We start from the raw sequence: 13,020 nt of genomic DNA on the forward strand, positions 1-13,020 counted from the left end.
AATCAAATGTGGGAGCGGGCTTGCTCGCGAAGAGGGCTTTACATTCAATATTGATGTTGGCTGAAAGACTGCATTCGCGAGCAAGCCCGCTCCCACATTTGATTTGTGGTGTTACCGGCGAACTGCCCGTTCAACGACCCGCTTTATTGCCCGGCAACCTGAGCTCCGCGCACAAACCACCGCCTTCACGATGACTCAACGTCAACGCCCCCCCGAGCGCCAACGCCAATTGCTGCGCAATCGCCAATCCCAACCCGGTGCCGCCGGTGCTGCGGTTGCGCGAATTTTCCACGCGGTAGAACGGCTCCATCACATGGGCCAGTTCCTCTTCGGCAATCCCGGGGCCACGGTCCATCACCTTCACCGACAAACTGCCGTCTGCTTTCGACTCCACCCATAACTCGGCGGCGCCGGCGAACTTCAGTGCGTTGTCCGTCAGGTTCACCAGTACCCGGCGCAGGGCATGGGGCCGGGTGTTGATCACCGCGCCGCTTTTGCCGCCCAGATGTACGTCCTTGCCCATGTCCTGATAGTCGAACACCAGGCTGTCGAGGAACGAATCCAGATCGGTGCGACGACTCTCCTCGGTGGAACCATGAACGCTGCGGGCATAGGCCACGCCTTCGCGCACCAGATGTTCCATTTCACCGAGGTCGTTCCACAGTTTGTCTTTTTCGCTGGAATCGTCCATGAATTCGGCGCGCAATTTCATGCGGGTGATCGGGGTTTGCAGGTCGTGGGAGATCGCCGCCAGCAGCTGCATGCGTTCCTTGAGGTAGGCGGCGATGCGCGCCTGCATCGCATTGAACGCCTTGGCGGCATGGGCGACTTCGGTCGGGCCTTTCTCGTCCAGGTGTACCGCGTGGGTGTTGGGGTCCAGGGTCTCCACCGCCTGGGCGAGGCGGGTGAGAGGGCGGATGGCGATTCTCACGGCCAGCCAGGTGCAGGCAATCATCAGCGCCAGTTGGCCCAGCAACACCATGGGCAACCACGGCGACAACGGCACCATCGACGGTCGCACATCAATGGTCACCGGGCTGCCGTCGGCCAGTTTCAGGTGGACCTGGAAATGTTTTGTCGGACCGGGAATGTCGGTCACGGTCATCGGGTAGTCCTTGCCGATGGCGTCCTTGATCGAGGTCACCGCGATCGGGGTGTCGCTCATGGGCATGCCCGGCGAGCCCTCGTCCAGCAAATAGCGGTAATTGCGCCGATCCAGTTGTTTTAGCCAGCTCGCACGTTCCTCGGCAGGCAAGCGGTCGAGGATGGCGATGGACGTCGAGACGTCGGTTTCCAGATTGCCCAGCATGGTGTTTTTCGAACTTTCGTAACGCTCGTAGTACTGCGCGCCGAAGGACAGCGCCTGCGCGAGGATCAGGCCGATCAGGAAAATCAGCGACAGCCGCGAGGCGAGGGTGCGGGGCCACCGTATCGCGAGGTTCATGATGGCGCACCGAGCACTTCCACCGGCAGGGAGAACACGTAGCCTTCACTGCGCACGGTCTTGATATACGCCGGCTCGCGGGCGTCGTCCAGCAAGCGCTGACGCAAGCGACTGACCAGCAAGTCGATGGAACGGTCAAACAGGTCGGCATCGCGGCCCTGGGTCAGGTTCAGCAACTGATCGCGATTGAGCACCCGCTGCGGATGATCGAGGAACACCCGCAGCAGCCGATATTCGGCGCCACTGAGCGCGACCATGGTGCCGTCGTCATCGAGCAGGTGCCGGGCGGAGGTGTCCAGGCGCCAGCGCCCGAAGGCCAGCAGGCGGCCGCTTTCGGTGACCACCAGGTTCGGCGGCAGCATCCGCGTGCGGCGCAGTACGGCATTGATACGCGCGAGCAGTTCACGGGCGGCGAACGGCTTGACCAGGTAATCGTCGGCGCCCATTTCCAGGCCGATGATGCGGTCGGTTTCATCGTTGCGGGCAGTGAGCATCAATACCGGGGTGGCCTTGTGTTTGCCGGCGCGCAATTCGCGGCAGAGCATCAGGCCATCGTCGCCGGGCATCATGATGTCGAGCACGATCAGGTCCACCGGCGTGGATTCGAGGAACGTGCGCATTTGCCGCCCGTCCGCCACGACTGTGGTGCGCAGGCCATTCTTTTTCAGGTAGTTGCTTACCAGCTCTCGGATCTCGCGGTCATCGTCCACGATGAGAATGTGATCGACGTGTTCCATGGGGCCAAGCCTCTATAAACGGGGGATGTCGCGCAGTCTATCGAGCCTTGGCGCGCCTGCCCGCAGCCCTTTGTATTGCAGTGTATCTGGTGTAGCAGCGGATACATGCAGACGCAAAAACACTGTTTTTCAGCGGTTTTGTATCGCTGTGTATCAGAAGCTGGCTCTGATACGTACAGATTTACACGCGCCGGTTTTCGACACAGACGAGATACCTCGCGGGCTTCTAATGGGTTCCATCGAGGCAAGCCAAGACGCCTCGGCCCAATCAACGATTGACCCATCGAAGCCTTGAGGAAACCACCATGAACACCAAAGCCGTCGTCGCCGCCTGCCTGTTTGCCGCACTGAACATCTGCACCCTGTCGGCCCGCGCCGAAGCCGATGTTACCCCTGAAACCTACACCTACGGCACGCACCTGGACATCAAGAAAGTGATCTCGATGAAACAGGACGCCACGCCTTCGTGCGGGATTGTGGATGCCCAGCTGACCTACCTGGATTCCATGAACAAAACCCAGGTCCTGGACTACCGCAAATTTGCTGACGGCTGCAACGAAGACAACTGAGTCCTTCGCTGACCGATTGCCCATCCCTTTTGAAACAGGAACAACATCATGAACAACCTATCGCGCTTTCTGACCGCCGCTGCCTTCTCCCTGGCCGGTGCCGCCGCCCACGCCAATGCCGCAGTGGAACAAGGCAGCTGTGGCAGCAGCACCTGCTTCCAGCTGACGCCGGTGGCGAAGCAGGGCGCCGATGCCTTGCTGGCACAGGATGGCTCCAGCCGTACGCCGCAGGGCCAGTTGGTGGATAACCAGACGGCCTGAATCAACACGGCTCCCTTGTAGGAGCTGGCTTGCCAGCGAAGACGGCGGCACAGTCAACATAGATGTTGACTGACAGATCGCTTTCGCTGCGGTGCGGCGATCCGACAAGCCAGCTCCTACAGGTCTGTGTGTGAAGTGCCACCCTCATACTTTCAAGGTGATCACCATGTTACTCATCGCGTTCCTGGGCGGCATATTGACCGTCCTCAGTCCCTGCATCCTTCCGGTCGTGCCGTTCCTGTTCGCCGGGGTCGATCGCACGCGGTCCTCGATCCTGCTCACCCTCGGCGGCATGGTCCTGACCTTCGCCCTGATCTCCAGCCTGGCGGTGGTCAGCAGCGAGTGGGTGGTACAAGCCAGTAACACCGGCCGGCACGTCGCCCTGATCGTGATGGTGCTGTTCGCCCTGTCGCTGATTTCCGCTCGCATCGGTGGCTGGCTGGCTCGCCCGTTCGTGCTGCTTGGCAACCGCATCGACCCCGACAGCCGCACAATGTCCGGCCCGCTGAGCTCGGTCATGATCGGCGTCGCCACCGGTTTGTTGTGGGCACCCTGCGCCGGGCCGATCCTCGGCGTCATCCTCACCGGCGCCATGCTGCAAGGCGCCAATGCCCAGACCAGTCTGTTGCTGGTGGCGTACGGCCTGGGCAGCGCGTTGTCCCTGGGCACCCTGATCTTCGCCGGTCGCGGTCTGGTCAATCGCTTGAAAGCGTCGATCCCGGTCACCGGCTGGCTGCGTCGTGGTGCCGGTGTTGCCGTGCTGGCCACCGCGGCGGTGATTACCACCGGTGCCGACAAGACATTGCTGGCAGGCACCTCGTCCGAAGGCGTCAGCAGCCTCGAGAAAGGTGTGTTGGAAAGCGTACCGAAAGTCGTCGATTACTTCGTCAGCAAGGTCAAGGCCGACTCGACCCTGGACAACGCCAAAGGCGCCATGCCATCCATCTCCGGCGCGGTCGAATGGCTCAATTCGCCAGCGCTGACCAACGAATCGCTCAAAGGCAAAGTGGTACTGGTGGACTTCTGGACCTACGACTGCATCAACTGCCAGCACACCCTGCCTTATGTGAAGGACTGGGCGCAGAAATACGAGAAGGATGGCCTGGTGGTGATCGGCGTCCACACCCCTGAATACGGCTTCGAACGCATCATCGCCAACGTCAGGGATCAGGTGAAAAAGCTCGGCATCACCTACCCGGTGGCGATCGACAACAACTATGCGATCTGGCGCAACTTCGACAACCAGTACTGGCCCGCTCATTACCTGATCGACGCCAAGGGCCAGGTGCGTTTCACCCACTTCGGTGAGGGTCGCTACGAGACCCAGGAAAAAAAGATCCAGCAGTTGCTGGAAGAGGCCAAGGCAGACACCAAAGTACTCGCTCCAGCTGCGTAAACCTTGAATCAATGGCTCACAGGCTGCGCGCCGTGGGCCATTGGTTTTTTCTCCTGATTGCGTCGCCATGCCGCCGGTGGCGCCCCGTACTCCCGTCGAAACGCCCGACTGAACGCCGTATCGGTCTGGTAACCCACTTCTTCGGCAATCCGCATCAATGAACTGTTACTGCTGCGTAACAGGTTGGCCGCCAACAACATCCGCCACTGCGTCAGGTACTGCATCGGCGAAACCCCTACCAGTAGCTGAAAGCGTTCCGCCAACACGGATCTTGAGGTGCCGGCGGTGCGCGCCAGCTCTTCCAGCGTCCAGGCGTGACAGGGTTTTTTGTGCAGCGCGTTCAGGGCGGCGCCGACGATCCGGTCGCTCACGCCCGCTAGCCAACCGGTACGGCCTTCACCCTGTTCGTGCATGTACAGGCGCAACACCTCAATGAACAACACTTCGGCCAGCTTGGCCAGGACACCTTCGCCGCCAGGGCGCGGCGAGCGAGCTTCGGCCAGCGCATAACGCACCGAAGACTCCAGCCAGATCCCGGCATTCGAGCCGCGTACGTTCTTGCGGAAACACCACCACATCGCCCGCCGTTAGAAGAAGAGGAGGGGCATCACCCAATTCGACGTAACACTCGCCTTCGGTGATCAAGTGAAAGATCACCACCCGTTCGGCGCCGGGCTCCAGAAACGGCGCCGCAGTGTCGGCGCTGGGCGACTGGTAGCACCAGGGGGCGGTGAACCTGGCGTTGATAAAGATCGCGCCGATCAGGCGGACGACGCGCAGGGTCTGGGACAGGGCGTCCATGAGGGTTTTCCCCTGTGTTCGGGGGCTGCTTTTTAAGGGTGAACTTGATTGTGAGCCCGTCGCGGCAGAACGTGAATTCTCCGGACGATCGGACAAGGTTGGCCGACGATCGGACAGGACGCCAAGCTTTCCCGGCGCGATAGTTGGCACACAGGGTCTGCCGACCCTGTCATCAATAACAAGAATGAGAGGTTGCCATGCCGAAGTTCGTCATAGAACGCGAGATCCCAGGCGCTGGAACACTGTCAGAACGGGATTTGAAAGCCATCGCGCAAAAGTCCTGCAAGGTTTTACGCGATCTGCCAGAGGTGCAATGGCTGCAGAGTTACGTCACCGGCGACAAGATCTACTGCGTGTACATCGCGCCGAATGAAGAACTCATCAGGGAGCACGCCAGGCACGGTGGTTTTCCGGCCAACAGCGTGTCCCAGGTCATGAACATCATCGATCCCACGACGGCGGAGTAATCTGCGCCCGTTGCTGGTCCCGTTGTTCCAACCCGCAAGAGACAGTCTCCATGAGTACACCCATTGATCTTACTGCCCTGAAAAACCGTCAGATGGCCGCCTGGGCCAGCGGCGACTATGCCGTGATCGGTACCAAGTTGCAGATCGTCGGCGAGGAACTTGCCGAAGCCTGCGACGTGCTCTGCGATGAGCGCGTGCTCGACGTGGCGGCCGGCAACGGCAATGCGACGCTGGCCGCCGCGCGCCGCGGTTGCCGTGTCACCTCCACCGATTACGTGGCTGCGCTGCTGGAGCGTGGCGAAGACCGATCCAGGGCAGAACGCCTGGAAGTGACGTTCCAGGTGGCCGACGCCGAGGCGCTGCCTTTCGAGGATGGCAGCTTCGATGTCGTGCTTTCGACCTTCGGTGTGATGTTTACGCCGGACCAGCCCAAGGCCGCCGCGGAGCTTGCGCGAGTCTGTCGTCCCGGAGGCCGGATAGGCCTGGCCAACTGGACACCCGAAGGCTTTGTCGGGCAGATGTTCAAGACCCTGGGCCGGCATCTGCCACCACCGCCGGGCGCGCAACCACCTTCGAACTGGGGCACCGAGGCCTGGCTGCGCTCGCATTTCGATGAGCGCGACTTCCTGCTGCAGGTGACGCGCAAGAACTTCAACTTCCGCTACCGTTCGGCCGCGCATTTCATCGATACGTTCCGTACCTGGTACGGCCCGGTCCACAAGGCGTTCGCGGCACTACCCCCCGATGGCGCGCAGGCCTTTGAAAATGACCTGACCGAGCTGCTGAATAGTTTGAACCGGGCGGGGGACAAGTCGCTGGTGGTGCCGAGTGAATACCTCGAGGTGGTCATCACCCGGCGTTGAACCTATTCATCTACGTGACGCGGACATTGTAGGAGCTGGCTTGTCGGGTCGCCGCACCGCAGCGAAGACGGCGGCACATCCAACATTGATGTGACTGACAGATCGCTTTCGCTGCGGTGCGGCGATCCGACAAGCCAGCTCCTACAGGGGGCCGTGTGCATCCCGGCTATTCATCCAGCCGCTCGGTATACACCACCCACACGCTGCACGGCATTTTGTACAGCAGATGCTCCACCGTGCTGCCGATCAGCCGGCCCAGCCCGCGATGGCCGACCCGTCCCATGACAATCACATCGGTGTCATAGGCCTCGGCAAAGCGGATCAGGACCTTGCCCGGACTGCCCATGATCATGTGCCGCTGCTCCGGCGCGATGCCGTTGCGCTCGACCAGTTCGTGGAAGGCGTCTTCCTGGTAGTCGTACAGGGTCTTGGCCTTGCCCGACGAGAAGAACGCCGACCCATTGTCGAAGCCGAACTCGTCCGCACTGATCGAGGAAAGATCGTAGGCATACACCACGTCGAGTTCGGCATTGCAAGCGCTGGCCAGTTTCGTCGCCTCATGAAGGATCCGGTCGTTGAAGGTCTTGTAGTGATCGTCGCGATGGAAGGGATCGACCGCGGCGACGATCTTGCGGGGCATGGCGTGCACCGCGTGGCTGACGAAGTGTAAAGGAACCGGACACTCACGCAGCAAATGCACATCGAGCGGGGTGAACATCAGCCGAGACCACAGTGATTCGTGCTCCAGCGCCTTGATCAGCACGTCCATCGGCTGCTCCTTGAGGTGCAGCAGGATTTCCTCCAGCGGGCGTTCGACCCAGGCTACCTCGGTGGTGACGTGCACACCGATCTTGCGCAGGGGACGTGCCTGTTCCTCCAGCCACTGGCGATGGCGGTCGACGTAGCCCAGGCGCATCTGCTCCAGGGCCTTGTCGTTGACCAGACTGGCAGTCGCCAGGCCCTCCAGATAATCGAAGGCGACGATGTGCAGTGCCGCGTCTTCGGCCTTGGCCAGCGCCGCCGCCCGGTCGAAGGCGGGGCTGTGCTCCATCAGGGGCGAGGCGACCAGCATGAAACGTGATTGCTCAGACATGACAAACCTCCCGTGGGTTGACGAGCAGGTGGCGGCACCGCTGTAACAGCCAGGAAGTACCGAATGTGCCGCCCGATGTGCGGTCATTCCATAGGCGTTCAATCCCCTAAGTATTGACCATGATCAACCTTCCGTCCGTCCGTCAGTCCGGTGCAGGCTGCAGTTCGTGCTGGACTCATGCGCTGCCGCCGCTGGTGACTCACAGTTTCAAGCTCGATGACATCGAGGGGGGCATATGAGCTGTTTGCGCATCAGCGCGGCGGAGTGACGAAGGTGGCGATTACGCCCTGACCACCTGACCGACACGGTCAATGTGGAGCTGTCGAGTGCCGCGAGGCCGCGATCATTTGATTTTGATCTTAACAGCAAGATCAAAAGATCGCGGCCTCGCTGCACTGGACAGCTCCTACACGTTTCTACAGGGGCAGGGTCACGGCACGAACGGCATCACACGCTTGTGATGAATCGCTTTATACGTATCGCAAATGAACTTGAACACTCTTCACGCACAGGCTCGCGTCGATCTAGTCATAGTTCGTCCTGCTTGCCAGGATTAACCTCGAGATGGCGTTGTTGGCCCGTGAATATAATATTATTAGGTATTTACCTGTAAGTAAGTTGAGTGGAATCAAAGGAATAGTTAGGTGTAAGAGGATTCTGTTGAGTAAAAAGAATATTCCTACAGTCTTATATGACCTTTCCTACGTCTAAAAATTTGATTTTTTGTGTTGCATTGTTAGTCTTCCGATTAAGCGAGGTTAGCTGGCTTTGTATGGTTTCATGATGTGAGTTTGACGCTAATCAGAGAGTGATTTTTTTGACGGCCAATGAGTGAGGTTGAAAAATGAACGCTATTATTCTGGAAGACACAACTTTACGTGACGGCGAGCAATCACCAGGGGTGGCATTTTCAAAGCAAACGAAAATTGCCATATTCTCTTCCTTGGTTGAGGCAGGAATTAAGTGGTTGGAGGTTGGTATTCCGGCCATGGGTGGAGATGAGCTAGACACTATAGAAACTTTGCTTGAGCGTAAAAATGAGGGGATGTTAGTCGCGTGGAATCGCGGCGTAAAAGATGACGTTGTTCAATCTTTGAAGCTGGGCTTTGACGCTATTCACATAGGTCTTCCAACGTCTAATCACCATTTGGGTGATAACCTAAAAAAAGACAGAGCGTGGCTGCTAAAAACATCTTCTGAACTAATAAAACTAGCCAAAGACAGTGGTGTTTTTGTGTCAGTCAGCGCCGAAGATGTAGGCAGGTCAGAGCTAAGTTTTGTTGAAGAGTATGCCGCGCATGTTGCCGAATCTGGAGCTGATAGAATCCGACTTTCAGATACTGTAGGGATATTAACACCTGAGCGGTATGGCACTATCGTAGGTCGCGTAAAGCGCGCATCAGGTATAGCAGTGCAATGTCATGCGCATAATGATTTTGGTCTTGCCACGGCAAATACGTTAGCGGGAATTCAGGCAGGAGCTACATTTTTTCATGCTACAGCGTGCCAAAACTCTGATTTAGCTTTTTTGAAGGCCGGGGATTTCGTTAAAATTGATTTTTATAGTCTGGATGATATTGAAGAGTTACCGCGGAAGTCTTTGTTTGGGACTCTCGAAAACAGAGTGGTCCCGCGATGAAATTCAAAAAGGATGTTGCTGTATACTTTAGCCTGCTCTTGAGTGCAGCTAATATCTTAGGTTCGTCCGGGTTGATGGTCTGGATTGACCACATGTTACAGTTAAAGGCTATAGGGTTGTCAGCCTACTATCCGCTGGTTTCTTATTTGTTGGGTTTGTCTTTTGGATGTTGTTTTATAGGGTTGATAAGTGCAAGAAGTTTAAAAGTTGTCTCGAATGAGTTTTTTTTACTTTCTTTGATTGTTGCTTTCTGTATCTGCTTTGCTTTGTCAATTGGTGAAGATGTTTTTTATAATTGGTTCGCTTTGTTCTTGAGATTTCTGTGGGGCTGGACGAGTGGATGTACTGTAATTCTAGGTAGGTCAATGCTTGCCTCGTCGGAGAGAAGTAGTTATGCGCAGAAAAATTTCTCAGTCCTGAGTTTAGCTCTCGCGACCCTCCCTCTAATAATTCCAATGCTGTTTGCAGTTCTGGGATTTTATCAGCGGTCGGTATCCGCTATTTGTGCTTCGTTTGTATATGCAATTACGATAATCTTTTTTTTATTGAGTGGTGTGCACATAGGCGTTGGTGATTCATGTCAAGTCGCTAATGATCGGGGTTCGCGCGCCGGTGTTGGGAGTTGCATAAGTCTTATAGTTTTAAATGGTTGCTTCTTTTTGACTTTGATGTTGGTTCCAATGGTAAGAACTCTAAGTTTCCCAACTACTTCGATAGTGTATTTGTATATGATGGTGTTATGTCTATGGGTATTTTTTGGTTGGCTGGTAATAAAGTGTTGTCAATACATTTCCGTGGGGTTGAGGTTGAGAGTGGGGTATTTACTTCAGTCGATAATGTTGGTGTGTTGTTATTGGATGCTATTTTGGAGTGATTATTTCATTTTTGTTTTTATGGTGTTTTTGATTTTTTTATCTAATATGTTGATTCAGCCAATATTGTTTTCGTTGCTGGGGCGGCAGTCTAGAGGCAAGTTGTTGCTATTTGGTGTTCAGTCTGGATTATATGTTTTTATTGTGTGCGTGGTGTTGGTGGCTGCAGTTTTTTTTGTATTTCCCATAGAGATAATTATTTGGCTTCTGTCAGGTTTTATTGTGTTGTCGCTGACTTGCTTTAATTTGTTTTTGACGGATATTGAAAAGATGAATATTTGATTGTTAACTGGTTTGGCTTTAATCATTGAAATCGGAGGATGCTATGAGCGATGGTATGTTAGGGGGTATAACTGCGGAAAAGAGATGTGCTGCGTTAAATAAATTTTTGAGGCGGAATACTGGTGTGCGCGTTATGGAAGTGCATAGTCCGTTATGTGCATTACTGGTTGAAAAGATTTTTCATATGGAAAAGGGGGCGCGAACCGAGTTTGATGCGTTTTGGTCTAGCTCTCTTACTAATTCAACGATGTTGGGAAAGCCGGATATAGAATTGATTGGTGTTTCTGATCGATTCTCCAATGTATCGGATATTTTTGAAGTGACTACGAAACCGTTGATTTTTGATGCGGATACTGGAGGGTTGCCGGAGCATCTTTCTCACCATGTTCGGGCTGCCGAGAAGCTAGGTATTTCAGCGTTCATTATTGAAGATAAAACAGGATTAAAAAAGAACTCTTTACTAGGGAATGAAGTGCGTCAGACTCAGGCGCCGGTGCTTGAATTTTCAGAGAAAATCTCCCAGGCAAAGAGAAGTCGACTTACCTCTGAGTTTTTATTAATTGCTCGAATCGAAAGTTTAGTGTTGGAAGCAGGGATGAAGGATGCAATATTTCGCGCCTTGGCTTATGTAGAGGCTGGAGCGGATGGGATTATGATCCACAGTCGGGAGAAGTCACCGTTCCAGGTTCTAGAGTTTGCTCGCATATTCAGAAGTTATCACCAGGATATTCCATTGGTTTGTGTGCCTACTACGTTTAATGATATTCACTTTGATCATTTAATAGAGAATGGTTTTAATTTGGTGATTTATGCGAATCACTTGCTGCGCGCCGCTTATCCAGCAATGCATTTTGTAGCATCTGAGATACTAAAAAAAGGATGCACTGCTCAGCTTGAAAAACATTGTTTAGCAATAAAGGATATTTTGAACCTTGTTCCTGGCACGCGATAAAATATCCTCCAAAAAGCCCGGTTATGTATGAATCCACCGAAACGGCATTCTTGGCCTCGAAGGCTGCGACTTCGTTGGCCAGGCGTTGACCGCCGGTCCGATGTTCACCGTGTGGCGTTCGTCCGGGGCAATGAAAATTCACCGAGGTCTGAGCGTAGGGTTTATCGAAATGGGTTTCGTACGGCAGGCCCACCGCGATGAACTTGTAGCTGTCGTCAGCTGTGCGTGTGTGCAGTTCGCGACTGATCCATCGGCCAGTAGGCCTGCGCTCAGGGAAACGACGCCGCTACTAATGTCCAGCATTCGCGGGCTCAAGCCGCACAAGATCAACAGATCGCAGCCTGCGGCAGCGCCTACGGGGGTATACGTTCTGCCTATGCGAGCTTGGCGCCGCGGGCCTTCAGCAATTCCCGTAATACGGAGCGATGGCAATGCGCCTCTTCCTCGCAATAACAACCGACAGCCAGCGAGGTGTGATGGGAGAGGGCGGCCAACAGATCCAGCAATTGGCTGGGCGCCGGATGGTTCATTTCAGCCTTGAACTTGCGCCGAAACGCCTCCCAGGCTTTTTCGTCCTCGGCGGCTTTGGCTTGCGCGACCAGTTCCGCACTGGGTGAAAGCAGCGGCTGCCAGACATCATAAAAATCCCGACTGGCAAATTCAGCCTTCGGCACCCCTCGGGGTGGGCGGCGTACCGTGCCAATCCGCAGGCCTTCATCGGCCAGGCGCGGTGAGCCGAGTCGGACGATATGAATGGGCATGGCGGCCTACTTGTGCCGCGACTCGTCGAACCACTCCATCGCCGTGCGCCAGATGCAGATCCCCAGGAAATAAGCCGACATCAGCAGCCAAAGGCCCATGACCAGCGGGTTGATCACCGGATGATTGACCACCAGCGACAAACTGCACAGCAACCAGACGGCCGTCACGGCGATGTTGATCGGCATGAACTTGCGCACGCGGAACGGGTGCAGGAATTTCATCCGTGTCACGGTCAACAGGGCCAGGCCGATGACGGTGAGCAGGGTGATCCACGGCGATGGACCGATGATGTACAAGCAAAGGGCGACCACGTTCCAGGCGGCGGGAAAACCCTGGAAGTAGTTGTCCTTGCTTTTCATGTTGACGTTGCAGAAGCAGAACAGCGACGAGACCAGAATCAGCGACACGGTCAACAGCAGCGTGTAGTCCGGCAACGGGATGTAGCGATAGATGAACAGCGCCGGGATAAACACATACGTCAGGTAGTCGATCACCAGGTCGAGGACCGAGCCATCGAAACTGGGCAGTACCGACTGGACATTGACCTTGCGCGCCAGCGCGCCGTCCAGCCCGTCGACGATCAGCGCGACGCCCAGCCACAGCAGGCAGTTGGTGGGCTGGTTTTCCAAAAGGGCGAGGGTCGCGAGGAAAGCAGTGACCACGCCAGTGGCGGTAAAACCATGGGCGCCCCATGCTTTGAGCCTGGCGATGTGTAGAGTCGAAATCACGGGGGCGTTCTCCAGAAAGTGAAGCAAGCCAGTCATCACCCTCACTATCGGGGGCGGCGGCAAACCTGGTCGGGTTGCAGGTATCGACCGGAAATTCGGGAATAAGGTTCACCACTCATGAATCTTAGCTGCGCCACACAAAAATACCCCGGAT

The 13,020-nt window shown here is 55.7% G+C and carries 13 protein-coding genes and 3 pseudogenes; 8 read left to right on the plus strand and 8 right to left on the minus strand.

Annotated features, from left to right (window positions below; all coding sequences use genetic code 11):
* Positions 1–130: 130 nt before the first annotated feature.
* Together ACA067_RS11875 and ACA067_RS11880 are read right to left on the minus strand one after the other, a co-directional pair.
* Entirely contained in the window at positions 131–1,444 is a 1,314-nt protein-coding gene (locus ACA067_RS11875; protein WP_497461930.1) for an ATP-binding protein, read from the minus strand.
* Complete coding sequence (locus ACA067_RS11880; RefSeq protein WP_497461931.1) at positions 1,441–2,181, minus strand: response regulator; 741 nt, start codon at positions 2,179–2,181, stop codon at positions 1,441–1,443. Before ACA067_RS11880 ends, ACA067_RS11875 begins: the two co-directional genes overlap by 4 nt.
* Positions 2,182–2,486: 305 nt before the next feature.
* On the opposite strand from ACA067_RS11880, the gene ACA067_RS11885 reads away from it, so the two are divergent.
* The 3 genes from ACA067_RS11885 (at position 2,487) to ACA067_RS11895 (ending at position 4,407) form a co-directional block, all read left to right on the plus strand.
* Positions 2,487–2,750, plus strand: coding sequence for a DUF2790 domain-containing protein (locus ACA067_RS11885; protein WP_497461932.1), 264 nt, complete (start codon positions 2,487–2,489; stop codon positions 2,748–2,750).
* Positions 2,751–2,798: 48 nt separating this feature from the next.
* Positions 2,799–3,011, plus strand: coding sequence for a hypothetical protein (locus ACA067_RS11890; protein WP_497461933.1), 213 nt, complete (start codon positions 2,799–2,801; stop codon positions 3,009–3,011).
* Positions 3,012–3,177: 166 nt separating this feature from the next.
* Positions 3,178–4,407: a cytochrome c biogenesis protein DipZ gene (locus ACA067_RS11895; RefSeq protein ID WP_497461934.1), complete on the plus strand. Its 1,230-nt coding sequence runs from the start codon at positions 3,178–3,180 to the stop codon at positions 4,405–4,407.
* An 8-nt stretch (positions 4,408–4,415) separates the two neighbouring features.
* Here the strand turns inward: ACA067_RS11895 and ACA067_RS11900 are convergent.
* Positions 4,416–5,208, minus strand: a pseudogene (locus ACA067_RS11900) (helix-turn-helix transcriptional regulator).
* A gap of 197 nt (positions 5,209–5,405) precedes the next feature.
* Here ACA067_RS11900 and ACA067_RS11905 point away from each other — a divergent pair.
* Positions 5,406–5,675 carry a DUF4242 domain-containing protein gene (locus ACA067_RS11905; protein WP_497461935.1) on the plus strand — a complete coding sequence of 90 codons (270 nt, stop codon included), beginning with the start codon at positions 5,406–5,408 and terminating at the stop codon, positions 5,673–5,675.
* A 50-nt stretch (positions 5,676–5,725) separates the two neighbouring features.
* Positions 5,726–6,538 (plus strand): class I SAM-dependent methyltransferase, encoded by an 813-nt coding sequence (locus ACA067_RS11910; RefSeq protein ID WP_497461936.1) that lies wholly within the window; start codon positions 5,726–5,728, stop codon positions 6,536–6,538.
* Positions 6,539–6,704: 166 nt separating this feature from the next.
* Here the strand turns inward: ACA067_RS11910 and ACA067_RS11915 are convergent, their stop codons facing one another.
* A complete protein-coding gene (locus tag ACA067_RS11915; RefSeq protein ID WP_497461937.1) occupies positions 6,705–7,631 on the minus strand; it encodes a universal stress protein in 927 nt (308 codons plus the stop codon).
* A 430-nt stretch (positions 7,632–8,061) separates the two neighbouring features.
* Positions 8,062–8,147 (minus strand): annotated as a pseudogene (gene nadE / locus ACA067_RS11920) (ammonia-dependent NAD(+) synthetase); the annotation flags it as partial.
* Between the two features lie 328 nt (positions 8,148–8,475).
* Here nadE (ACA067_RS11920) and ACA067_RS11925 point away from each other — a divergent pair.
* The 3 genes from ACA067_RS11925 to aepX are packed head-to-tail and all read left to right on the plus strand — an operon-like array spanning position 8,476 to position 11,376.
* A complete protein-coding gene (locus ACA067_RS11925) occupies positions 8,476–9,270 on the plus strand; it encodes a hydroxymethylglutaryl-CoA lyase-like TIM-barrel protein (RefSeq protein WP_497461938.1) in 795 nt (264 codons plus the stop codon).
* Positions 9,267–10,424, plus strand: coding sequence for a hypothetical protein (locus tag ACA067_RS11930; RefSeq protein ID WP_497461939.1), 1,158 nt, complete (start codon positions 9,267–9,269; stop codon positions 10,422–10,424). The genes ACA067_RS11925 and ACA067_RS11930 overlap by 4 nt, the downstream gene beginning before the upstream one ends.
* 43 nt (positions 10,425–10,467) lie before the next feature.
* Positions 10,468–11,376 carry a phosphoenolpyruvate mutase gene (gene aepX / locus ACA067_RS11935; protein ID WP_497461940.1) on the plus strand — a complete coding sequence of 303 codons (909 nt, stop codon included), beginning with the start codon at positions 10,468–10,470 and terminating at the stop codon, positions 11,374–11,376.
* A gap of 31 nt (positions 11,377–11,407) precedes the next feature.
* On the opposite strand, the pseudogene nadE (ACA067_RS11940) reads toward aepX, so the two are convergent.
* From nadE (ACA067_RS11940) to pcsA, 3 genes and pseudogenes are all read right to left on the minus strand, one after another.
* Positions 11,408–11,712 (minus strand): annotated as a pseudogene (gene nadE / locus ACA067_RS11940) (ammonia-dependent NAD(+) synthetase); the annotation flags it as partial.
* Between the two features lie 38 nt (positions 11,713–11,750).
* The gene (locus tag ACA067_RS11945) at positions 11,751–12,137 is read right to left on the minus strand and encodes a DUF488 domain-containing protein (protein WP_497461941.1); all 387 of its coding nucleotides are present in this window, start codon (positions 12,135–12,137) and stop codon (positions 11,751–11,753) included.
* A gap of 6 nt (positions 12,138–12,143) precedes the next feature.
* Positions 12,144–12,866: a phosphatidylcholine synthase gene (gene pcsA / locus ACA067_RS11950; RefSeq protein ID WP_497461942.1), complete on the minus strand. Its 723-nt coding sequence runs from the start codon at positions 12,864–12,866 to the stop codon at positions 12,144–12,146.
* Between the last annotated feature and the right edge of the window lie 154 nt (positions 12,867–13,020).

It is taken from the genome of Pseudomonas sp. LBUM1674 (assembly GCF_059695635.1).

Excerpts from the sequence above, each read along its gene's own strand:
- ACA067_RS11875 (WP_497461930.1), bottom strand. The coding sequence starts at position 1,444 with ATGAACCTCGCGATACGGTGGCCCCGCACCCTCGCCTCGCGGCTGTCG.
- ACA067_RS11880 (WP_497461931.1), bottom strand. The coding sequence starts at position 2,181 with ATGGAACACGTCGATCACATTCTCATCGTGGACGATGACCGCGAGATC.
- ACA067_RS11885 (WP_497461932.1), top strand. The coding sequence starts at position 2,487 with ATGAACACCAAAGCCGTCGTCGCCGCCTGCCTGTTTGCCGCACTGAAC.
- ACA067_RS11890 (WP_497461933.1), top strand. The coding sequence starts at position 2,799 with ATGAACAACCTATCGCGCTTTCTGACCGCCGCTGCCTTCTCCCTGGCC.
- ACA067_RS11895 (WP_497461934.1), top strand. The coding sequence starts at position 3,178 with ATGTTACTCATCGCGTTCCTGGGCGGCATATTGACCGTCCTCAGTCCC.
- ACA067_RS11905 (WP_497461935.1), top strand. The coding sequence starts at position 5,406 with ATGCCGAAGTTCGTCATAGAACGCGAGATCCCAGGCGCTGGAACACTG.
- ACA067_RS11910 (WP_497461936.1), top strand. The coding sequence starts at position 5,726 with ATGAGTACACCCATTGATCTTACTGCCCTGAAAAACCGTCAGATGGCC.
- ACA067_RS11915 (WP_497461937.1), bottom strand. The coding sequence starts at position 7,631 with ATGTCTGAGCAATCACGTTTCATGCTGGTCGCCTCGCCCCTGATGGAG.
- ACA067_RS11925 (WP_497461938.1), top strand. The coding sequence starts at position 8,476 with ATGAACGCTATTATTCTGGAAGACACAACTTTACGTGACGGCGAGCAA.
- ACA067_RS11930 (WP_497461939.1), top strand. The coding sequence starts at position 9,267 with ATGAAATTCAAAAAGGATGTTGCTGTATACTTTAGCCTGCTCTTGAGT.
- aepX (WP_497461940.1), top strand. The coding sequence starts at position 10,468 with ATGAGCGATGGTATGTTAGGGGGTATAACTGCGGAAAAGAGATGTGCT.
- ACA067_RS11945 (WP_497461941.1), bottom strand. The coding sequence starts at position 12,137 with ATGCCCATTCATATCGTCCGACTCGGCTCACCGCGCCTGGCCGATGAA.